Annotated in this window: 26 protein-coding genes; 22 read left to right on the top strand and 4 right to left on the bottom strand. The window is 34.2% G+C overall.

The window, feature by feature from the left end; all coding sequences use genetic code 11:
* Position 1: 1 nt before the first annotated feature.
* The 13 genes from J2772_RS19355 (at position 2) to J2772_RS19295 (ending at position 10769) form a co-directional block, all read left to right on the top strand.
* Complete coding sequence (locus J2772_RS19355; protein ID WP_209919606.1) at positions 2–742, top strand: DUF2971 domain-containing protein; 741 nt, start codon at positions 2–4, stop codon at positions 740–742.
* Positions 743–770: 28 nt separating this feature from the next.
* On the top strand, positions 771–1079 hold the full coding sequence (locus tag J2772_RS19350) for a hypothetical protein (protein WP_209919604.1): 309 nt from the start codon (positions 771–773) through the stop codon (positions 1077–1079).
* A gap of 9 nt (positions 1080–1088) precedes the next feature.
* A complete protein-coding gene (locus J2772_RS19345; protein WP_209919602.1) occupies positions 1089–1502 on the top strand; it encodes a PaaI family thioesterase in 414 nt (137 codons plus the stop codon).
* Positions 1503–1569: 67 nt separating this feature from the next.
* Complete coding sequence (locus J2772_RS19340) at positions 1570–1932, top strand: four helix bundle protein (RefSeq protein ID WP_209919601.1); 363 nt, start codon at positions 1570–1572, stop codon at positions 1930–1932.
* Positions 1933–1977: 45 nt separating this feature from the next.
* On the top strand, positions 1978–3183 hold the full coding sequence (gene pcaF, locus J2772_RS19335) for a 3-oxoadipyl-CoA thiolase (protein WP_209919600.1): 1206 nt from the start codon (positions 1978–1980) through the stop codon (positions 3181–3183).
* A gap of 101 nt (positions 3184–3284) precedes the next feature.
* Positions 3285–3878 (top strand): transferase hexapeptide repeat family protein, encoded by a 594-nt coding sequence (locus J2772_RS19330; RefSeq protein ID WP_047382988.1) that lies wholly within the window; start codon positions 3285–3287, stop codon positions 3876–3878.
* Between the two features lie 19 nt (positions 3879–3897).
* On the top strand, positions 3898–4725 hold the full coding sequence (locus J2772_RS19325) for an alpha/beta hydrolase (protein WP_209919598.1): 828 nt from the start codon (positions 3898–3900) through the stop codon (positions 4723–4725).
* A 120-nt stretch (positions 4726–4845) separates the two neighbouring features.
* Positions 4846–7341, top strand: coding sequence for a phenylacetic acid degradation bifunctional protein PaaZ (gene paaZ / locus J2772_RS19320; RefSeq protein ID WP_209919596.1), 2496 nt, complete (start codon positions 4846–4848; stop codon positions 7339–7341).
* 1093 nt (positions 7342–8434) lie between these two features.
* Entirely contained in the window at positions 8435–8530 is a 96-nt protein-coding gene (locus J2772_RS24440; RefSeq protein ID WP_410494444.1) for a DUF1569 domain-containing protein, read from the top strand.
* Between the two features lie 181 nt (positions 8531–8711).
* On the top strand, positions 8712–8873 hold the full coding sequence (locus J2772_RS19310; RefSeq protein WP_209919593.1) for a bacteriocin-like protein: 162 nt from the start codon (positions 8712–8714) through the stop codon (positions 8871–8873).
* Between the two features lie 160 nt (positions 8874–9033).
* Positions 9034–9807 carry a DUF4241 domain-containing protein gene (locus J2772_RS19305; RefSeq protein WP_209919591.1) on the top strand — a complete coding sequence of 258 codons (774 nt, stop codon included), beginning with the start codon at positions 9034–9036 and terminating at the stop codon, positions 9805–9807.
* A 5-nt stretch (positions 9808–9812) separates the two neighbouring features.
* Positions 9813–10508, top strand: a complete 696-nt coding sequence (locus J2772_RS19300) for an SMUG2 DNA glycosylase family protein (protein ID WP_209919589.1) — start codon at positions 9813–9815, stop codon at positions 10506–10508.
* 69 nt (positions 10509–10577) lie between these two features.
* Complete coding sequence (locus J2772_RS19295) at positions 10578–10769, top strand: hypothetical protein (RefSeq protein ID WP_209919588.1); 192 nt, start codon at positions 10578–10580, stop codon at positions 10767–10769.
* Positions 10770–10856: 87 nt separating this feature from the next.
* On the opposite strand, the gene J2772_RS19290 is transcribed toward J2772_RS19295, so the two are convergent.
* Together J2772_RS19290 and J2772_RS19285 are read right to left on the bottom strand one after the other, a co-directional pair.
* Positions 10857–11678 carry a T9SS type A sorting domain-containing protein gene (locus tag J2772_RS19290; protein WP_209919586.1) on the bottom strand — a complete coding sequence of 274 codons (822 nt, stop codon included), beginning with the start codon at positions 11676–11678 and terminating at the stop codon, positions 10857–10859.
* Between the two features lie 34 nt (positions 11679–11712).
* Positions 11713–12264, bottom strand: a complete 552-nt coding sequence (locus J2772_RS19285; RefSeq protein WP_209919585.1) for a phage tail protein — start codon at positions 12262–12264, stop codon at positions 11713–11715.
* A 337-nt stretch (positions 12265–12601) separates the two neighbouring features.
* Between J2772_RS19285 and J2772_RS19280 the strand changes: the two genes are divergently transcribed.
* Positions 12602–13366 carry an enoyl-CoA hydratase/isomerase family protein gene (locus J2772_RS19280; protein ID WP_209919583.1) on the top strand — a complete coding sequence of 255 codons (765 nt, stop codon included), beginning with the start codon at positions 12602–12604 and terminating at the stop codon, positions 13364–13366.
* A gap of 51 nt (positions 13367–13417) precedes the next feature.
* On the opposite strand, the gene J2772_RS19275 is transcribed toward J2772_RS19280, so the two are convergent.
* Positions 13418–13780 carry a hypothetical protein gene (locus tag J2772_RS19275; RefSeq protein WP_209919581.1) on the bottom strand — a complete coding sequence of 121 codons (363 nt, stop codon included), beginning with the start codon at positions 13778–13780 and terminating at the stop codon, positions 13418–13420.
* The gene (locus tag J2772_RS19270) at positions 13770–13949 is read right to left on the bottom strand and encodes a hypothetical protein (protein ID WP_209919579.1); all 180 of its coding nucleotides are present in this window, start codon (positions 13947–13949) and stop codon (positions 13770–13772) included. The genes J2772_RS19275 and J2772_RS19270 overlap by 11 nt, the downstream gene beginning before the upstream one ends.
* Before the next feature lie 198 nt (positions 13950–14147).
* Between J2772_RS19270 and J2772_RS19265 the strand changes: the two genes are divergently transcribed.
* The 8 genes from J2772_RS19265 to J2772_RS19230 all read left to right on the top strand — a co-directional run bounded on the left by J2772_RS19265 (position 14148) and on the right by J2772_RS19230 (position 18980).
* Positions 14148–14765 (top strand): hypothetical protein, encoded by a 618-nt coding sequence (locus J2772_RS19265; protein ID WP_209919577.1) that lies wholly within the window; start codon positions 14148–14150, stop codon positions 14763–14765.
* 1 nt (position 14766) lies between these two features.
* Complete coding sequence (locus tag J2772_RS19260; protein ID WP_209919576.1) at positions 14767–15072, top strand: hypothetical protein; 306 nt, start codon at positions 14767–14769, stop codon at positions 15070–15072.
* Between the two features lie 45 nt (positions 15073–15117).
* Positions 15118–15378, top strand: a complete 261-nt coding sequence (locus J2772_RS19255) for a hypothetical protein (protein WP_209919574.1) — start codon at positions 15118–15120, stop codon at positions 15376–15378.
* A gap of 7 nt (positions 15379–15385) precedes the next feature.
* Positions 15386–15676: a winged helix-turn-helix domain-containing protein gene (locus tag J2772_RS19250; protein ID WP_123909053.1), complete on the top strand. Its 291-nt coding sequence runs from the start codon at positions 15386–15388 to the stop codon at positions 15674–15676.
* 74 nt (positions 15677–15750) lie between these two features.
* Complete coding sequence (locus tag J2772_RS19245) at positions 15751–16056, top strand: hypothetical protein (protein WP_209919572.1); 306 nt, start codon at positions 15751–15753, stop codon at positions 16054–16056.
* 49 nt (positions 16057–16105) lie between these two features.
* Positions 16106–16591 carry a Coq4 family protein gene (locus tag J2772_RS19240; RefSeq protein ID WP_209919570.1) on the top strand — a complete coding sequence of 162 codons (486 nt, stop codon included), beginning with the start codon at positions 16106–16108 and terminating at the stop codon, positions 16589–16591.
* 328 nt (positions 16592–16919) lie between these two features.
* Positions 16920–18290, top strand: a complete 1371-nt coding sequence (locus J2772_RS19235) for a DUF4173 domain-containing protein (protein ID WP_209919568.1) — start codon at positions 16920–16922, stop codon at positions 18288–18290.
* Positions 18291–18302: 12 nt separating this feature from the next.
* Positions 18303–18980: a DUF1361 domain-containing protein gene (locus J2772_RS19230; protein WP_209919566.1), complete on the top strand. Its 678-nt coding sequence runs from the start codon at positions 18303–18305 to the stop codon at positions 18978–18980.
* Positions 18981–18987: the final 7 nt, after the last annotated feature.

Genomic DNA, 18987 nt, shown 5'->3' with positions numbered 1-18987 from the left:
TATGAAATTATATAAATATAGAGGTGCTGCAAATTTTGATAGAGATTTACAATCCATTATTGAAAATCGTTTTTGGTCATCAAAGCTAGAAGATTTGAATGATCCCAGCGAAGCACTTTATAATGTTGATAATTTAAGAAGGGAAGCAAATTTTGGGCTTAAACTTTTTGATTTTTTTAAACTAACAAAATTTGATAGTCAAAAGGTTGAAAATTTGGTTGATACCCAAGTGAAGCTTGTCGAGTTATTTAAAACTTATGGTGTTTATAGTCTTTCCAAAAATAATTTAAACGAATTAATGTGGGCACATTATTCGGAAGGTCATAAAGGCTTTTGCGTTGAATATGATTTTGAAACATTGGAAGATTTGGATATTAAATATAATTCGAAAGAGAAATATTTAAAAACTCAAGTGCATTTGTTGAAAACAAATTATTCTCAAAATGTTTATAAAATAGATTCTATGGTTATTAATCAAAATCATAGAATAATTATTAATAGTCTTTTTGGAAATAAATCAAAATGTTGGGCATATGAAGATGAAATGAGAATTATAACAGGATTACCGGGAAATCAAGGATATAATGAGAGATGTTTAAAGTCTATAATCTTTGGTTTTAAAATGTGTCCAGAGCATAAGGATAAAATGATCAATAATCTTTCTAATAGAGGAATTAATTTTTACCAGGTTAGTAGAAAAGCAGATTCATACCAATTATTCTTAGAAAAAATTAAAGTATAAATATTATAGTTGATTTTTACATTAAAAAATGAATATAGATGAATTCAGAGCAGAGCTGGAGACAAGGCTTTTAATTGAGAAACAGTATTTAACTCAGGAAGCTTCCTCTGTAAATGCTGAGGAAAGGTTTGAGCTGTTAGGAAAGTTTAATGAGAAATATAAAGAGCTGATCAAAAGATTAGCCAACGAAAATGGAATTGATTTAAATGAATCATATCCCTCTGAAAATTCATCAGACTCAGAAAATCTTTCATACGAGCAAATCATTCTGGGTAAAACGATGAGTGTTTATGACAGATTATCCGATGAGCTGTATGAAGAAATATCAAACATATAATTAATAGAAATGAATCCAAGACAAGTAGCAGATTATATGTTCAATCAGGATTATTTTTCCCAGTGGATGAATATCAAGATGATTGAAGTAAAAGAAAATTACTGTTTAATAGAAATGCCCATCAAGAAAGATATGATTAATGGGCTTAAAACAGTTCATGGCGGGGTTACCTTTGCTTTTGCAGACTCTGCGCTGGCATTTTCTTCCAACAATACCGGAGATGCTGCCGTAGCACTGAACTGTATCATCAATTTTACTAAAGCAGGAAAAGAAGGTGATATCTTCAGAGCAGAAAGTGTGTTGGTGAATGACACGAGAAAAACAGCCGTTTATGATATTCAGATTACCAATCAAAATCAGGAGCTGATTGCAAAATTTGTAGGAACGGTATATAAGATCGGAAAAAAAGTAACTGAACTATAAGTTCAATGTAACAATATACCAGTATAACAATGTACCAATAATGAAATAAAATTAATTTCTAACACAAATGATAAATTTCGAGAATAATCCATTAATTGAGAAAACTGTTCAATTTTCGTTAGATATAATTGAATTTTGTGAATTGTTAGAAGAAAAAAGAAAATTTGTTATAGCAAAACAACTATTACGTTCCGGAACAAGTATAGGTGCAAATGCTTTTGAGGTACAAAATCCTCACAGTAAGAATGATTTTGTAAATAAAATTAAAATTGCAGCTAAAGAACTGGAAGAAACTAAATATTGGCTATATCTGTGTAAGCATTCTAAAACATATCCTTTTGAGGAAAAATTAGAAATTCAGATTACAGAGATTGGAAAGATTATATATAAAATATTAAGTACAAGTTTAAATAAAAATCAATCAATCTAGTATTGTTACACTGTTACATTGCTAAATTGTTATATTAAAATAATTATGAACAACGTATACATCATAGACTATGTCAGAACTCCCATTTCAAAGTTACAGGGAGGGTTATCAGAAGTAAGAGCAGATGATCTTGCTGCTATTGTTATTAAAGAAGTGGTGGCAAGAAACCCTGAAGTTCCTGTGGAGGAAATTGAAGACGTTATTTTCGGATGTGCCAATCAGGCAGGAGAAGATAACAGAAACGTTGCAAGAATGGGGCTTTTATTAGCTGGGCTTCCTTATAAAATTGGTGGTGAGACAGTCAACAGACTATGTGCTTCCGGAATGTCTGCTGTAGCAAATGCATTCCGTTCGATTGCAGCGGGTGAGGGTGAGATTTATATTGCAGGTGGAGTAGAGCATATGACGCGTTCTCCTTATGTAATGTCAAAGCCTAGTGCTGCTTTCGGAAGAGACAGCCAGATGTATGATACCACTTTTGGATGGAGATTTATCAATCCGAAGATGAAAGAAATGTATGGCGTTGATGGAATGGGTGAAACTGCAGAAAATCTTGCAGACATGCATCAGATCAACAGAGAAGATCAGGATAAATTTGCCCTTTGGTCTCAACAAAAAGCTACTAAAGCTCAGGAAAGCGGAAGATTGGCAGAAGAAATTGTGAAAGTTGAAATTCCACAGAGAAAAGGAGATCCAATTGTTTTTGAAAAAGATGAGTTTATTAAACCAACCTCTTCTATGGAAGGGTTAGGAAAACTTCGTCCGGCTTTCAGAAAAGAAGGAACAGTAACGGCGGGAAATGCTTCCGGAATGAATGATGGAGCAGCTGCTTTAATCTTAGCCAGCGAAGAAGCTGTAAAAAAATATGGTTTAAAACCAAAAGCAAAAATTCTTGGATCTTCCGTAGCCGGTGTAGAACCAAGAATCATGGGAATCGGGCCTGTAGAAGCAACTCAAAAACTATTAAAGAGATTAAACCTGTCTCTTAATGATATGGATATCATCGAACTGAATGAAGCCTTTGCAGCACAGGCATTAGCCGTAACAAGAAGCTTAGGTTTACAGGATAATGATGCAAGAATAAATCCAAATGGAGGGGCGATTGCCATCGGTCACCCACTGGGAGTTTCCGGAGCAAGAATCATTGGTTCTGCTGCCATGGAACTTCAGAAACAAGATAAAAAATATGCATTGTGTACCCTTTGTATCGGTGTCGGGCAAGGATATGCAATGGTTATTGAAAAAGTATAACTTTTTAAATAATGTAACAATGTAACAGTTTACCAATATAACAATATTGATCTATTGCTAGACTGCTACATTGTTAAATTGGTACATTAAATTTAAATTTTATGAACATCTACTCATATCACGGAATCCGTCCCATTATAAAACCATCTGCTTACATTCATCCGCAGGCGGTGATTATCGGGAATGTGGAAATTGGTGAAGAAGTCTATATCGGTCCGAATGCGGTGATCCGTGGCGACTGGGGGAAAATTATCATTAAAGATGGAGCCAATGTTCAGGAGAACTGTACGCTTCATGTTTTCCCGAATATAGAAACCATTTTAGAGGAATCCGCGCATATTGGACATGGAGCGATTATTCACTCCGGGCATATCGGAAAGAACTGTTTGATTGGAATGAATTCTGTTGTGATGGACAAAGCTTATATCGGTGATGAAAGTATCGTTGGCGCTTTAGCATTCGTTCCTGCTAATTTTAGATGCGAACCTAGAAAATTGATTGTAGGAAGCCCAGCAAAAATTATCCGTGACGTTTCTGATGAAATGATACACTGGAAAACAGAAGGAACAAAACTGTATCAGGAGCTGGCAAGAGAAGGAAAAGAAGCTATTTTACCATGTGAGCCTTTTACAGAATATGTTCAGCAGATTCCAACCAAAATTGTGGATTACAGTATCTGGGATGATGTAAAATAATGATCATTTAAAATTAAATATGATTAAAAAAATTGTACTTGCATGCAGCATAATGTTTGCGGTGGGTAGTATGCTGTCAGCACAGACGGTTGCTACAAAACCACTTACAATAGGAGAAGTGAGGACGATTAAGTCCAAAACGTTAAATGAAGACAGAACGTTGAATATTTATCTTCCACATGGATATGATAAAACGAAATCATATCCAATCATCTATCTTTTAGATGGAAGTATGAATGAAGACTTTATCCATGTGACAGGATTAGTGCAGTTCTTTAATCAGATGTATTCCATGCCGGAAACCATTGTGGTGGGAATTGCGAATATAGACAGAAAAAGGGATTTTACTTTTCATACAGATTTGAAGGATTTACAGAAAGATTATCCTACAACAGGACATTCAGATAAGTTTATCACCTTTTTTGAAAAAGAATTGAAACCTTATGTTGAAAGCCAGTTTAAAACAACGGAGAAATATCTGTTCGGACAATCTCTTGGTGGGTTGTTAGCAACGGAAATTTTATTGAAGAAACCGGAAATGTTCAACAATTACTTCATCATCAGTCCAAGTTTATGGTGGGATGATGAAAGTCTTTTAAAGCAGGCTCCTCAATTACTTGCAAAATCTGCAGATACTAAGAAATTCGTTTACTTTTCTGTAGGAAAAGGAGAACATCCTGTAATGATAAAAGATGCAGAAGGTCTATATGATGTTTTGAAAAAAACAGGCAAGAAAAACTGGACAGTAGAATACAAAATGATGGAAACAGACAACCATGCAACCATTCTTCACAGAAGTTTATACGAAGGATTGGTGAAAATGTTTCCATATCAGGAACCGAAATAAATTATAAATGTAGCAATATACCAATGTGAAAATGTAACAGTCAATTGTCATGCTGAGCAGAGTGAAGCATCTCAGTATTGGTAAACTGTTAGATTGTTACATTGTTAAATTAAATATTTTATGGAAAAACTAAAAAACTATATCTACGGACAATGGATAGAAGGAACCGGAACCGGAATTCCTTTATACAATGCTGTAACAGGAGAACAGGTAGCTATTTCTGATACAGAGGGGCTTAATTTTGAACAAGCTCTTGATTATGGTAGAACGGTAGGATACAAAAACCTTTCTTCCATGACCTTCTACGACCGTGGAGAAATGTTGAAAAAAGTAGCACTTTACCTATTAGAAAGAAAGAAAAAATATTACGAATTATCATACAAAACAGGAGCAACTCATGTTGATTCCTGGGTAGATATTGAAGGAGGTTTCGGAACTTTTTTTACCTATTCAGGATTGGCGAAGAGAATGCTTCCTAACACTCCGTTTTGGGTAGATGGTGACACGCAGAAGATTTCTGCCAACGGAACTCATTTGGGAACTCACATCCTTACACCAAGTGAAGGCGTTTCTGTACAGATCAATGCCTATAACTTTCCTGTCTGGGGAATGCTGGAAAAATTATCCACATCATTATTAGCAGGAGTACCATCTATCGTAAAACCATCTCCTTTCGGATCTTATCTTACCAATGTGGTATTCCAGGATATGATTGAAAGTGGTGTTTTACCCGAAGGTGCAGTACAATTGGTTTGTGGAGAACCCGGAAATATTCTGGATTATGTTCAGGATGGAGATTCTGTATTGTTTACGGGTTCAGCCACTACAGGAAGAAAGCTAAAGTCACTTCCATCTGTTGCAGGAAATGCTGTTCGTTTCAATATGGAAGCAGATTCCCTAAACTGTTCAATTCTTGGATTGGAAGCAAAACCGGGAACTCCGGAATTTGATTTATTCATTAAAGAAGTTCGTAACGAAATGACCACAAAAGCAGGTCAGAAATGTACAGCCATCAGAAGAATTATTGTTCCTGAGCATTTAATGGGTGATGTTCAGAGTGCATTATCTAAGGCTTTAGATCAAACAAAAATCGGAAACCCGTTAAGCAGAGAAACTAGAATGGGATCTTTGGTAGGAAGGCAGCAATATGAAGAAGTTGTAAGAAAAGTAAATATCTTAAAATCAGAAACAGAACTTGTCTATGATGGAAAACATGAGCTGGTAGATGCCAATTATGAAAATGGTGCATTTATGAGCCCGAAACTATTCCTGAATGACAAGCCTTTCGAAAAAAATATCTCTCACGATGTAGAAGCTTTCGGGCCTGTATCTACATTAATGCCATACAAAGATGCTGAAGAAGCGGCTGCACTGGCAAAAAGAGGAAAAGGAAGTTTGGTAGGATCTATTGTTTCGCATGATGAAAAATTTATCGCCGAAACTTCGTGGAAAATGGCTTCTCAACACGGTAGAATCTTTGTGTTAAACAGAGATAATGCCAAAGAAAGTACAGGTCACGGTTCACCGCTTCCGACATTAATGCACGGAGGTCCCGGTAGAGCGGGAGGTGGTGAGGAAATGGGCGGTCTGAGTGGTCTTCATTTCTTCTTACAGAAAACAGCTATTCAGGGATCTCCGGATGTATTGAAAGCTATTACCAAGATTTATCAGCAAGGTGCTGAGAAAAAATTCTCAGATAAACATCCTTTCCAGAAATATTTTGAAGAAGTTGAAGTTGGAGATTCTTTAGAAACAGCAGGAAGAACCGTTACTGATGCAGATATTGTAAACTTCTCAAACGTTTCATGGGATCACTTCTACGCACATACAGATGCTACAAGTTTAACAGGAACTATTTTTGATAAAACGGTTGCTCACGGATACTTCATCCTTTCAGCAGCAGCAGGATTATTTGTTTCCGGTAAAAAAGGACCTGTAATCGCGAATTACGGATTAGAAGAATGTAGTTTCTTCAAACCAGTATACGCGGGAGACACTATTACGGTTTATTTAACAGCAAAAGAGAAAATCAACAGAGGCGTTAAAGGAAGAAATATCCCATCCGGAGTGGTAAAATGGTTGGTTGAAGTAATAAACCAAAGAGATGAGGTGGTTTGTGTAGCAACAATCCTGACCTTGGTAGCGAAACAATCTCCTTTCATTGATCTGAATGTGAAGAACGTTCAAAAGATATTAGGAGGCTTAACAGAAAGTACTCCTGCATTATGGGGGAAAATGTCTCCACAGCAAATGATTGAGCATTTAGAACAAGGAGTGTTGGTAAGTTTAGGTGAACCGGAAGCAGAGAAATGCTTCACCCCTGAAGAACATCTTGAAAAATGGCAGGATTCCCTTTACAATCACAGAGCCATGCCGAAAGACTTTACAGCTCCGTTCTTACCACAGGATGGTTCGCTTCCGGAATTAAATCATAAGAATCTGGAAGCCGCCAAACAGTCATTCGTTGATAACCTGAAACGATTTGTAGTGTATTACAAAGAAAATCCACAGGCAGAGCATATGAACTTTGTATTCGGAAAACTGAATAAAGAAATGTGGGAACTGATGCATAAGAAGCATTTTACCCACCATTTCGAACAGTTTGGATTAATTTAATTCAAAATATAAATGTATAGTCCCTTTAGGTTTTTACTTAAAGGGATTTTTTTAATCGTGTCAAGGTTCAAAACCTTGACACGGTTAAATTTAATAGCTTTCTAAGGCTAGCTTAAAAACACAAAGATGGCGGATATCAGAACAACTTCGATTGAAGCAGATTGTTTTTGCCATATTTATAATCGTGGTATTAACAGAGAAAATATTTTCGAAAATGTTATCATTGTTAATATTGCTGGATTACGATATGAAATAAATATTTTAATTATTAAATTGGTTATATTTGTTATTAAATAGAAAACATGTTACATTATGAATGAATTATTATAAAAAACTAATTGACATAATAAATACAATTACGAATTTATTATGTAAAGCCTATGACTATCTTATCATAAATAATTACATCCGATTATTTACAGTTCTGTACTCAACTAAGATCATCATATCATTATTTTAATCAAAAACCATGAAATCCTATGAAAACAAATTTTATTACCAAATTTTATTTTCTCATTGTATTATTTATTTTCTCAATTTACTTTGGAAAAAATACAATATCCGTCAATAGAACTATTAATGACAAAAATACCTCTCCCTTTAATTTTATTAACCAGCCTTCCAGTAATATGCACGAAGGGTCTGTTCTTTTCAATACATTTACATACGTAAATGATCCAATTGATTTAGACTCTATTTTAAATGAGTTAGGCATACTTAATCTATTACCTTTTTCCGAATATCAACAATTATTAAGTATCATAACGAAAGTAAATACATGCTTAATAAATATGGATCAAAATTTGATACGTCAAAGTATTGCTGTCAATCTGAAGCTGCTTTTGCCTCTGTACAAAAAGATAATTACTGAGGTCCGCATAGCCATGATGTCTACTCATTCTGACCCTATACCAATTATTTATAATTTACTATCAACTGGTTTAACTAAGGCTTTGATCTCTAAAATCATCATTAATCTTAGCGGTATATTCAGCCCTCAAGAATTAGGGTGTTTAATAGCGGTATCACAGGAGTTATTGATAATCTGAAATGATTTGTGATTTATTACAAAGAAAATCCACAGGCAGAGCATATGAACTTTGTATTCGGAAAACTGAATAAAGAAATGTGGGAACTGATGCATAAGAAGCATTTTACTCACCATTTCGAACAATTTGGATTAATTTAATTCAAAATAAGAAATATAATAAAGCAGCATTTTAGAAATAAATTGCTGCTTTTTGTTTGTGAAATCGTAACTTTTATAATACCAGATAATTATACGAAGTATTTGATTGGGAATGACTACCTTTAATAGGCGAAATCCGAAAAGCATATAGAGTAGGAGAGAATATCAAAAACTAATTGCTATGAAAAACTTAAAAAGACTTTCAAGAAATGAATTGAGATCTCTTAAAGGAGCAGGGCCAATATGGAATTGTACTCCTCATTCTTGTCCTCCGGGAGTCTGTTGTATTCCCGGAAGATGGCCAAACCTTGGAGCTGCATGTGTTATATGTGCAAGTTCTTAGTTTAATTAATCTTTAAAATCTAAAATACGTAAAGCAGCATTTCATAAGATTTGCTGCTTTGTTTTTATAATATTTTGTTAAAACACTCTGCTATATTGGACAGCATTGCATTTATTCGTTATTTTCAACATTAAAATCAATTCAAAAAAAATATTTAAGAATGAACGAAAGCTGGATGCAAAAATGGGAAGAGGTAAAAGACAAATTGATATCTCCTGTAGATATTGAGACCTATTTTACCTCAGATGAAATCATGGATCAGAAGATGGAGGTCATGGAAATAGGAAATGTTTCCCTGCCATCAGGAAAAGTAATCGTAAGAGATCCTCTTGTATATTTGAACAAAAGAGAACAACCTTTTTTTGTTGAGACTCCCAAAGGAAACTTTCCTGTAACCATTGCTGTTGTAAAACTGGAGGATTGGGGAGATCGGTATGCCGCTGCAAAAGTAGAGTTTACTAAAGGAAAGCCCGTTCTTTACAGAGAAGCATTAATTGGCATTGAAAATATTGACGATACTAATGAGGATGCTTTTTTTGGATTTAATGTAGATGCCGGTTTAGCCTGTATTACTGATCCTGAAGTTGTTCCTTATGTGGATAAGTTTATCGAAGAACTAGATGTAGAGAATATTTACGACGATTATTTTGCAGAACTATTTGCGAAAAGTTATAAAGATAATCCAAGAAATCAAAGAGATCTGGGAGACTGGATTAATTGGACAGTTCCTAATACGGAATATCAGATCCCAATATTTGCAAGTGGAGTAGGAGATGGAGTATATCCGGTTTATTTTGCTTATGATGAACAAGGGGAATTATGTGGATTATATATTCATTTTATTGATATTGAATTAGAGTTGTCCGAATATGATGAAGAGGATGAAGAGGATGATGATTCAGGTCAGCCGGATAATTTTGTTTTTCTAAAATAGTTTCCATGAATAAAACCTTTGCAGAACAGGTTATTGAATTCAATGAAAATCTTACCTATTCAGGAAGTCTTCCCGATGGTTTCGAAGTATTAAATCCGTATTTGGATAATCCGGAGACAATGCAGGTGATGCAAAAGTTTTATCATAAATATTATAACGATTCCAACAAAAGAAAATTTATTATCGGAATTAATCCCAGCCGTCATGGAGCAGGCGTAACAGGAGTTCCCTTTACGGATACCAAACGGCTTGAAAGTGTATGTGGAATAAAAATGAAATCTGCCCATACCCATGAAGTTTCCTCCGTATTTATGTATGATATGATTGCAGACTATGGTGGTGCAGCTTTGTTTTATAAAGATATTTACATCAACTCACCATTTCCTTTGGCCATTGTCAGAAAAACAAAGAATGGGTGGCTCAATGCGAACTATTATGATGATGAAGAACTTTTCCGGGATGTAAAAGATTTTATGATTGAATCATTAAAAAAGCATATCAGCCTGAAGCTGGATACCTCAGAAGTCTTTGTTTTAGGCAAAAAGAACGCTGAATTTATTTCGAAAATCAATAAAGAAGCTCAACTTTTCGATACAATGACTGTTCTGGAACATCCACGCTATATCCAGCAATACAAATCAAAAGAGAAACAGCTTTATATCGATAAATATATTTTAGCATTAAAAGATAAAAATCAGTAATTCCGGTGATCCTGTTTTTTATTAAATTGTGAACATGAATGTTTTCCCTAAGAACACAACTTTTTTCCGGTGCCTGAGGCTTTTGCGAAAAATAAAAGAAGTGCAGAATTCTTTAATACTACCTGGAATAAAATTATAGGAACATCAGAACTTGTTTTTACCAGAACTATTGAAGGACGTAAAATTTTATTAAAACTTAGATTTGAAGCCCTTTTAAAAAGAAACGGAAGAATAGAGCACCTTCATAAGTGGACAAGATAAATAACAAATCCCTTAAGATAATTAAGGGATTTTGTCTGCATGAATTAGAATTTTTGAGGGAACAAGTTCGGACAGAACTTATAAATATTAGTTTTTAATAACTTTAGTTGATTCAGTTGGTGTTTTGATAAAATAAACTCCTTTCGGGAATTCCGAAATATTGATTTCATTAGAACCCTTCTGTATTAGCACTGTTTTCAGTATTTTACCATCCATACTGTAGACTTGTGCTTCTGAGTTACTTTCTGCTTTAATAGAAAGAGGTCCGTTGGTTGGATTAGGATAAAGAGTCAAGTTTTTTTGAGTGCTTTTAGTTTCCGAGGTTCCTAATACAATATTGCTGTCTTTTACCCATGTAAAGGAGTCAAACCCAACATATCTGAATCCACCGTTTGCTGTAATACGAAGCTCATCAATTATAATATTTGAGTAATTTTGACCATTTAAGTTAGTCATATCAATTAAGGTATAACCATTGGTAGCCCCTAAACTTGTTGCAAACCCATTTGTTTTTGTTTGGGTAAATTTTGTTATACCGCTCAGTTTTCCAGTTATTGTAATAGATCCCTGTACATTGAGATCAAGGTTCAGTGCAGAAAGATACATCCAGAATTTATTTACTTTAAATAAATTAGAAGTGGTTCTAATACTAAAGGATGGTGGAGATTCAGTATTATTGGAATTATCAATGTAACGATTGTCGTTTGCTGTTCCATTCCAGCCTGTCCCTGGAAAGTTTGATTGGACATCAAAAACACTTATATGGGAAATGATATTAAAAATAACCCCGTTATCAGTGAAGCTTGTACTTCCATTTGATTCTGTCTCAAATTGCTCTGTACTGGTCTGCCCGAATGAAAAAATTGAAATGAGCAGACTACAAATTGTAAAAATAGTAGTGCTTTTCATGATTTTTGTTTTAAATATTAGGTTATGAAATTGATTAATCACGTGGAGGATAAATTCCTTCAACACAGATGATATAATTTAGTCCTAAATAAGGAGGCATATTATTCATAGGTAAATTTTGTCCTACAAAAGCGATGCTCTGACCGTTAATAATTGTGTCTGGATTTGCATTATTTGCAAAACTTGGGACAACATTGAAGTCCCTTCCAACTTGTGTTCCTGTTATAGCTATAGATGTTGTAGCTGTAGGAGTAGCTGTATTGGCATTTTTGTTAGCCACTTTAAGCTGAAAACCTCCGGCAATATTTGGAAGATTGGTTGCTAGCAAAGTGTTTTGGGTTGTTCCGGCCATTACCCCCAATGGATAGTATTCATTAGCGGTTACATTTCCTACTCCTAAAGCTATTCTTCCTTTTAAATTAGGAAGTGCAAATGTTGTTTTTCCATCACCACCGTAGGTTGTTCCTAAAATTGAAAATACTGCTGAATAGTTGGAGATACTCAGTAACCTTCCGTCACAAAACATCCATCCTCTTGGTGCAAAATTTCCTGCAAATAGTTTAACGATTCCAATGTATTCGTCCATGGTAAATATTTTTTAGCCTTTAGTTTTCCTACTCTATTGATGGCTTTTCAGATTCCGCCGTTTATTGTTTTTTTTCTAATTCAAAGGAACAATTAATAATAAGGCTGTAATAGAGTATAAAACACCAAATTGGAGACTAGGTATTTCTACCTAAAGAGATATTTTCCTACTCCTTAAGAATTAAATCAGATCTTTTTAATATGACACCTGATAATTAGTTGTTCAATAGTAACTTCCGGCTTCTCTCTTCCGGCTTCCTGCCTAAAAAAATGTCTCCATTAAGTTTCTCTAAAAGCACTGTATTTAGTATTTTTGTAAGAATCCAATAAAAATTAAAATGAACGAATTCGTAGTATCAGAAATTAAAAATAATATTGCCGAAATCACTTTCGGAACCCCAAAAAGTAATGCTCTGCCGGGAGTAATTTTAGAAAAACTAGCGCAGACTATTTTAGATGAAGCATCTAAAGATGAGGTAAAAGCTATTTTAGTAAAAAGCGAAGGTGAAAAAGCATTCTGTGCTGGAGCAAGTTTTGATGAACTTCTGGCCATTGAAGAGTTGGAAACTTCTACGAAATTTTTCGGCGGTTTTGCTAAAGTTCTGAACGCAATGAGAAATTGCGGAAAGATTGTTGTAGTAAGAGTTCAGGGAAAAACAACAGGCGGTGGAGTAGGTATTGCCTGTGGTGCTGATTACTGTTTTGCAACAAAAGATGCTGCATTAGCACTTACAGAGATCAATTTGGGAATCGGACCGTTTGTAATCGGACCTTATGTGGAAAGAAAGATCGGAAAATCACAGTTCTCAGCAATGGCTATTGATGCCGATTTTAGATCTGCGGAATGGGCGGAACAACATAATGTATATCATTCTGTTTCAGACAACATTCAGGAAATGGATGAGAAACTTGAGAAATTCTTACAGACCTTGGCATCAAGAAGCAGTGATGCCCTTGCATTGATTAAAAAAGTTTCGTGGGAAGGAACCGATCATTTTAATGAACTGATGCCGGCAAGAATTCACATGAGTGCCAGCCTCATTTTAGAAGATTCTGCAAAGAGAAATATTGAAGCCATTAAAGAAAGATTGAGAGCCAAATAGGTTTTTATTCCATCCAAAAATAGCCAGCCGTTGATTGTTTCAGCGGCTTTTTTAATTCATATTCTCATCATGATCAAGAGAAAGAACTTCCTTGCTGTACTTTAAATAGGTTACCATTACTTTTGTTCCTGTCTCATATTCATAATAAACCTTTTTCTCAACAGGAAGTCTTATCTTTTCTTCATTGTTGCATCCTGCAAAAGTGAGGATGTATTCATCATTTTCCGTTTTATGTTTGGGAATAATGATACTTTTTAATCTGTTTTTGCCATTTTCAATATCCTTTTTCCATCTTCCTTTGAAGTATTGATAGATAAGCCAATGGATAATTAAAAAAAAGAGATAGAGTGCTACTGCAGCAGCAATAAATAAAATGTAATGGTAATATTTGAAGTTCTTAAACTCATTTTTCAAAAAAAAAAGCGGCGATAAGCGTTGTTATCATAATAACAGCAATTACAACACCCGAAAAATCTTTAAAAAAATCTCTTTTATGGGTCGCTATCATATTTACTTCTTCCTCGCTTAAAGGAATATTTTCTTGTAAGTATATTTGAGAATAATCAATTAAAACTTTTGTCATAATAAGATAATTAAAGAGAGTAGCTATTCTTTTATTTATTTCTATGAATGAATTATGATCGGTTCTTTGGCTTATATGTTTTTGATAATTTTAAAGTTAAGAATAATAAATAGAGCTTGATTAAAAAATCATTTTAACTGAAAAAAATATTTTGCAGATTAAAAATAAATTATAACTTTGTAATTCAAAGTTCTTTTTATGGATAAGAAAAATTATCACGAAGATTTGTCCCATATCCGTTCCATGATGGAGCGGTCTTCCAGATTTATTTCTTTGAGTGGCCTCTCCGGAGTTGTAGCTGGTGTAGTAGCCCTTTTAGGTGCAGGATATGCCTATTTTGCTATGGAAAGTAAAAAAGTGGAATATATTAACGGGAAAAGGCTCAGCTTTACACCTGCATTGGTTCAGGAGCTAATTATCACCGGGCTGGTGGTTTTAGTACTGGCTGTTTTCAGTGGATATATTTTTACCGCCAATAAAAGTAAAAAGAAAGGATTGAAGATCTGGGATTCTACTACAAAACGACTTTTAATTACCTTTGCAGTTCCATTAGCTGCCGGAGGAATCTTTTGTGCAGCCCTTATTTATCATCATCTAATAGTATGGATTGGCCCTACTACTTTGATCTTCTATGGATTGGGATTGATAAGTGCTGAAAGATACACCTTGCCGGATGTAAAATACCTGGGATATTGCGAAGTAACTCTTGGTTTATTTTCCTTGTTCTTTCTTGGTTGGGGATTATTTTTCTGGGCTGTAGGTTTCGGTATTTTGCATATAGTTTATGGATTGATTATGCATAAAAAGTACAAATAGAATGTCTAAAACCTTAAAATATATTTTAATTGGTTTATCCACAGTTCTTGGACTTTTTATTGTAGGAGTATTTATCTTTAAGTTGATGGTATTTGCAGCTTTTGGAGGTTTTGATAAAGACTATTCTGTTACAGAACTTGAAGAAGAGTATATACAGAATAAAGCTGAAATTAATGATTTGATTCAATACTATTATACAATCAAACCTTCAGATAAAGTAGTTGATATAGAGTTTAAAAATGATAAGGTTTTGGAGAGGATAACAATTACTCCTCTCAGTAATAGTAAGCAGACATATCAAAATTGAGATATCAATGTTGCTGATTTAACAAGATCAAAACTAAAGTCAGAATTGAACTGGACAGAAGATGAGATTAAAATATTAAAGGAAAAGTTGGATAATGCAAATTGTATTTCTATTAAAGACGGAGAACCTGTTAAAATAGGTTTTAAAAGAAGTGGGTTAGGAATGTATTCTTTTAATGTTTTTCAAAAACGGGATACAGACAGGAGTATCTTTAATGATGGGTGCCAGTATATTCTGCGTAATCATAATTTGGCCCTTGAATATGGAGGTGGAGCAATAGGCCAACAGTGTTTTCCCAATAAATAAATTAAAAATGATCAAAATAAGTCAACTCAATAAAGAATTTGAAAGTCGTGTAAGATTGGGCATTATGTCTGTTCTTATGGTGAATGACTGGGTTGATTTCTCTGAAATGAAAGGATTATTGGAGATTACTGATGGAAACCTTGCCAGTCACAGTAATGCCCTTGAAAAAGTGGGGTATATTGAAGTGAAAAAAGAATTTGTAGGGAAGAAACCTAAAACCTCTTATCGAGTTACCCAGAATGGGAGACAGGCTTTTACTGATCATCTGGATGCCCTTGAAAAACTATTGGGACGGTAGTCCTATATTTTTTTGAAATTCTACTTTGTAATTCAAAGCTCTTTGTATTAAAATAAAATTAATAATAATAAATTATGAAAGACCAGGAAATTATCAACCTAAGTAAATCAGTATTTGGACTGTGTTTTATCATCGGAAGTATTTGTCTTCTGGGAGGATTATTCAGGCAGGAATCATTTGCTGTTGCAGGTTATCTGCTGCTGCTTTTTGGTGCTCCTCTAAACTTATTACTTGTATTAGTTTTTTTGATCTGTGGATTAGCCAACAGACCCAGATTAAAAACCTATGGTAAAGCAATTGGTATACTTTCCATCAATATTCCTATTGCCGTTCTCTATACTGCAATTGGCCTTTATATATTTTCTGATGGAAACTGGTAGACTATCTATCCTAATTAAGTTGAAATCTTGCTTTTAAAATACATACACTATGAAAAAAATACGTATTCAGTTTCTGCTTTTTGTGTACGATAAAACGCAAAAACTCTATAGAAAATACTTTAAAAAGAAAAAAAGACAATGGCAGTTCAATGAAAGGCAGCTGTTGGAGTTCAAGGAAGATTCGTTGGGAAGAAAATTAGGTGAATTCTACCATAAACATGGGTTCTCAATGATTCCCAAGATGGAAAACCACGATGTTCACCATCTGATTACCGATTGTGGAACCAATTTCGAGGATGAAATTGCCATGCAATACCTTTTGCTGGGAAACGGAAAACTTAATGCACATCTTTTGGCAGCTATTGTACTGGGAACCCTTATCCTGCCGGAACATATGAAGATCTACCTTAAGGCATACCGAAAAGGACAGAATATGAGAGCCTTTCATGAATGGGATTTCGAAGGCTTGCTGTGGCAAAACTTTGAGCATCTGAAAGACTTTATCCAACAGAAAGATATTATTGTTCTACATTAAAACTATTGATATGGAAAAAATAAAGTTTAGCGCAACCGGAAAAAATACTTTTCTTATTTCATTTGGTCTGGGAACATTTCTGTTTTTATTATTCTTTATCACTCAGAATGAATTTTTATTATTGTCCGGGTTTATATATGTAGTCTTTGCAATACTTGTGAATATCCTTGTTTTTTTACATCAGCTGCTTATATTCCTGTCAGACATTTCCGGTGAAAAAACCGCAGGGAATTCTGCTCTCCTTTTATTGGCCAATATTCCCATTGCAACCATATATTTTCTAGTCATTTCCAATTTTTTTTTACTCAACTTTTAAACTTTATATCTTATGAAAACACATCACTATATATTTCTTACAACAGCCCTGTTTGTTATCTTGTTCTACGATCAGGATATGGGGCTGAATTTTGGAATCCTTGGAATTCTATATGCCATTTTGAATTTCTTTAAAACACCAGAAAAAAACAAAACCAGAACTTTTTATATTCTCACAGCTACAAGTATATTCTCAGGAATTGCATTTGCATGGTACGGAGACTTTCCTTCATTCCTGGCAGTGGCAAGTTCACTTCTTTTGCTTGCCTGTAAATCAAGAAACAGGAAAATGAAGATCCTGTTTCTGATTCCTGTTTTTATAACAAATTGCTGTACCTCAATTTGTAGAATTTTTATGTTAGATAAATGGCTGCCTCAAAGGAACGTTCCGGGAATGTGGCAGAAGATCATGGCTTTTGTGCTTATCCCCTTAATTCTTATATCCGTTTTCTTTGGAATTTATGCAGCGGGAAGTGACCATTTTGCAGCTCTCTTCACGGATTATGAATTAGATATCAACCTTTGGCAGGTTTTCTGTCTTTCCGTTTTAGGATTTTTTATTGCTTTTAATTTCTGGAATTATGCTGTTGAAAAATTGATCTACAAAAATCATCACTATTTAGATAATGACTTTCATAAAAGTGCTCAGGAACCTAAATCAACCTATTCGTTCCTTGATCTTGATGCTGAAAGAACGAGTGGGGTAATATCCTTCTTTTGTCTGAATATTTTGTTGGTCTTTTTCATTATCACTTATAATTATGAACAATTTTATGAAGTCTCAAAAACACCGGTTCAGCTTTCGGAAGAAACCCATGAGCGTGTTAATGCTGTAATTATGTCCATTGTAATGGCTATTCTGGTCATTATGTTCTACTTCAAATCAGGATTTAATTTTGACCCTAAAGCCAGGTTGCTTAAAATTCTGGCTAAAGTCTGGATCATTTTGAATGCTATCCTTATCCTGTCTGCAGCTGCTAAAAACTATGAATATATTGTCAACTACGCCTTCACATATAAAAGGCTGGGCGTTTTTGCCTTCCTTCTTTTATCTCTGGTGGGACTTGGTTTAACCTTCATTAAAATTCAAAGACAAAAAAGAAATGCCTTCCTCTTCAATACCATGGCATGGTATCTTTATGGAACCATTTTGATTTGCAGCTATATCAACTGGGGTGGTTTTATTACTTCACAGAATATGAAACGTGACGATTTTGCAGTTAATTACCATTTTGGTTCAGTTAATTTCAGTGAAAAGAGCCTGATGAGATACGCAGATGAAAAGAATAATCAAAAGCTTAAAAGAGATCTTCAAAATAAAATTAAGGCAGAAAAATCCAAGTCTTTCCTTTCAAAGATCATCTATTATCAAACCATCAAATAACAAGAATACACAATGAAAAAGTTAATAGAATCTTCAAGATTTAAAATGAATGTTTTGCTGGTATTCATGACTTTGTTTTGTCTCAGTCTCTCTATTTTTAGGTATTATATCAGTGAAACAAAGGTGTTTTTCTTTCTGAATTGGAACCTTTTTCTGGCATGGATCCCTTTATTTCTAAGTACTTTTATTCTGGCATTCAATATTAAAAGTAAATTATCCATCGTCCTGATTATTATTGTCTGGATTTTATTTTTCCCCAATTCACCCTATATTCTGACTGATCTTTTTCATTTAAAAGCAAGAAACACGATTCCTATCTGGTATGATTTGATCGTAATCCTTTCCTATGCCTGGACGGGATTAATCTGTGGTTTTTTAAGCCTTAATGATATTGAAAAACTCTTATCTGGTTACAGTAAAGAAAGAATTATTAACGGAATTGTAGTACTCTTTCTGTTTATGAGCAGCTTTGGAGTGTATTTAGGGAGATTCCTGAGATGGAACAGTTGGGATATTCTGAACAATCCTTTTGGATTATTCAACGATATTGTAGTGAGGTTTATTTATCCGCTGGAGTATACAAAAACCTGGGGCGTTACCCTTTTAATGGGAATTATGCTCAATTTTATGTATTTCACCTTTAAACTGATTAGAAATAATAATGAAAAGCTTGTTCAGCCTAAAAATTAAGTCTGTT

It is taken from the genome of Chryseobacterium jejuense (assembly GCF_017877355.1).
GTDB lineage: Bacteria > Bacteroidota > Bacteroidia > Flavobacteriales > Weeksellaceae > Chryseobacterium > Chryseobacterium jejuense_A.
The sequence above is the reverse complement of the archived record's forward strand: the minus strand, read 5'-3'. Positions and strand labels throughout refer to the sequence as shown.

What these genes read in the sequence shown, in the direction of transcription:
- J2772_RS19330 (WP_047382988.1), top strand. Translation starts at nt 3,285, where the DNA reads ATGAACATCTACTCATATCACGGAATCCGTCCCATTATAAAACCATCT.
- J2772_RS19340 (WP_209919601.1), top strand. Translation starts at nt 1,570, where the DNA reads ATGATAAATTTCGAGAATAATCCATTAATTGAGAAAACTGTTCAATTT.
- paaZ (WP_209919596.1), top strand. Translation starts at nt 4,846, where the DNA reads ATGGAAAAACTAAAAAACTATATCTACGGACAATGGATAGAAGGAACC.
- J2772_RS19245 (WP_209919572.1), top strand. Translation starts at nt 15,751, where the DNA reads ATGAAAGACCAGGAAATTATCAACCTAAGTAAATCAGTATTTGGACTG.
- J2772_RS19235 (WP_209919568.1), top strand. Translation starts at nt 16,920, where the DNA reads ATGAAAACACATCACTATATATTTCTTACAACAGCCCTGTTTGTTATC.
- J2772_RS19240 (WP_209919570.1), top strand. Translation starts at nt 16,106, where the DNA reads ATGAAAAAAATACGTATTCAGTTTCTGCTTTTTGTGTACGATAAAACG.
- J2772_RS19350 (WP_209919604.1), top strand. Translation starts at nt 771, where the DNA reads ATGAATATAGATGAATTCAGAGCAGAGCTGGAGACAAGGCTTTTAATT.
- J2772_RS19250 (WP_123909053.1), top strand. Translation starts at nt 15,386, where the DNA reads ATGATCAAAATAAGTCAACTCAATAAAGAATTTGAAAGTCGTGTAAGA.
- J2772_RS19345 (WP_209919602.1), top strand. Translation starts at nt 1,089, where the DNA reads ATGAATCCAAGACAAGTAGCAGATTATATGTTCAATCAGGATTATTTT.
- J2772_RS19260 (WP_209919576.1), top strand. Translation starts at nt 14,767, where the DNA reads ATGTCTAAAACCTTAAAATATATTTTAATTGGTTTATCCACAGTTCTT.
- J2772_RS19325 (WP_209919598.1), top strand. Translation starts at nt 3,898, where the DNA reads ATGATTAAAAAAATTGTACTTGCATGCAGCATAATGTTTGCGGTGGGT.
- J2772_RS19270 (WP_209919579.1), bottom strand. Translation starts at nt 13,949, where the DNA reads ATGACAAAAGTTTTAATTGATTATTCTCAAATATACTTACAAGAAAAT.
- pcaF (WP_209919600.1), top strand. Translation starts at nt 1,978, where the DNA reads ATGAACAACGTATACATCATAGACTATGTCAGAACTCCCATTTCAAAG.
- J2772_RS19290 (WP_209919586.1), bottom strand. Translation starts at nt 11,678, where the DNA reads ATGAAAAGCACTACTATTTTTACAATTTGTAGTCTGCTCATTTCAATT.
- J2772_RS19300 (WP_209919589.1), top strand. Translation starts at nt 9,813, where the DNA reads ATGAATAAAACCTTTGCAGAACAGGTTATTGAATTCAATGAAAATCTT.
- J2772_RS19280 (WP_209919583.1), top strand. Translation starts at nt 12,602, where the DNA reads ATGAACGAATTCGTAGTATCAGAAATTAAAAATAATATTGCCGAAATC.
- J2772_RS19265 (WP_209919577.1), top strand. Translation starts at nt 14,148, where the DNA reads ATGGATAAGAAAAATTATCACGAAGATTTGTCCCATATCCGTTCCATG.
- J2772_RS19285 (WP_209919585.1), bottom strand. Translation starts at nt 12,264, where the DNA reads ATGGACGAATACATTGGAATCGTTAAACTATTTGCAGGAAATTTTGCA.
- J2772_RS19310 (WP_209919593.1), top strand. Translation starts at nt 8,712, where the DNA reads ATGAAAAACTTAAAAAGACTTTCAAGAAATGAATTGAGATCTCTTAAA.
- J2772_RS19355 (WP_209919606.1), top strand. Translation starts at nt 2, where the DNA reads ATGAAATTATATAAATATAGAGGTGCTGCAAATTTTGATAGAGATTTA.
- J2772_RS19230 (WP_209919566.1), top strand. Translation starts at nt 18,303, where the DNA reads ATGAAAAAGTTAATAGAATCTTCAAGATTTAAAATGAATGTTTTGCTG.
- J2772_RS24440 (WP_410494444.1), top strand. Translation starts at nt 8,435, where the DNA reads ATGAACTTTGTATTCGGAAAACTGAATAAAGAAATGTGGGAACTGATG.
- J2772_RS19305 (WP_209919591.1), top strand. Translation starts at nt 9,034, where the DNA reads ATGAACGAAAGCTGGATGCAAAAATGGGAAGAGGTAAAAGACAAATTG.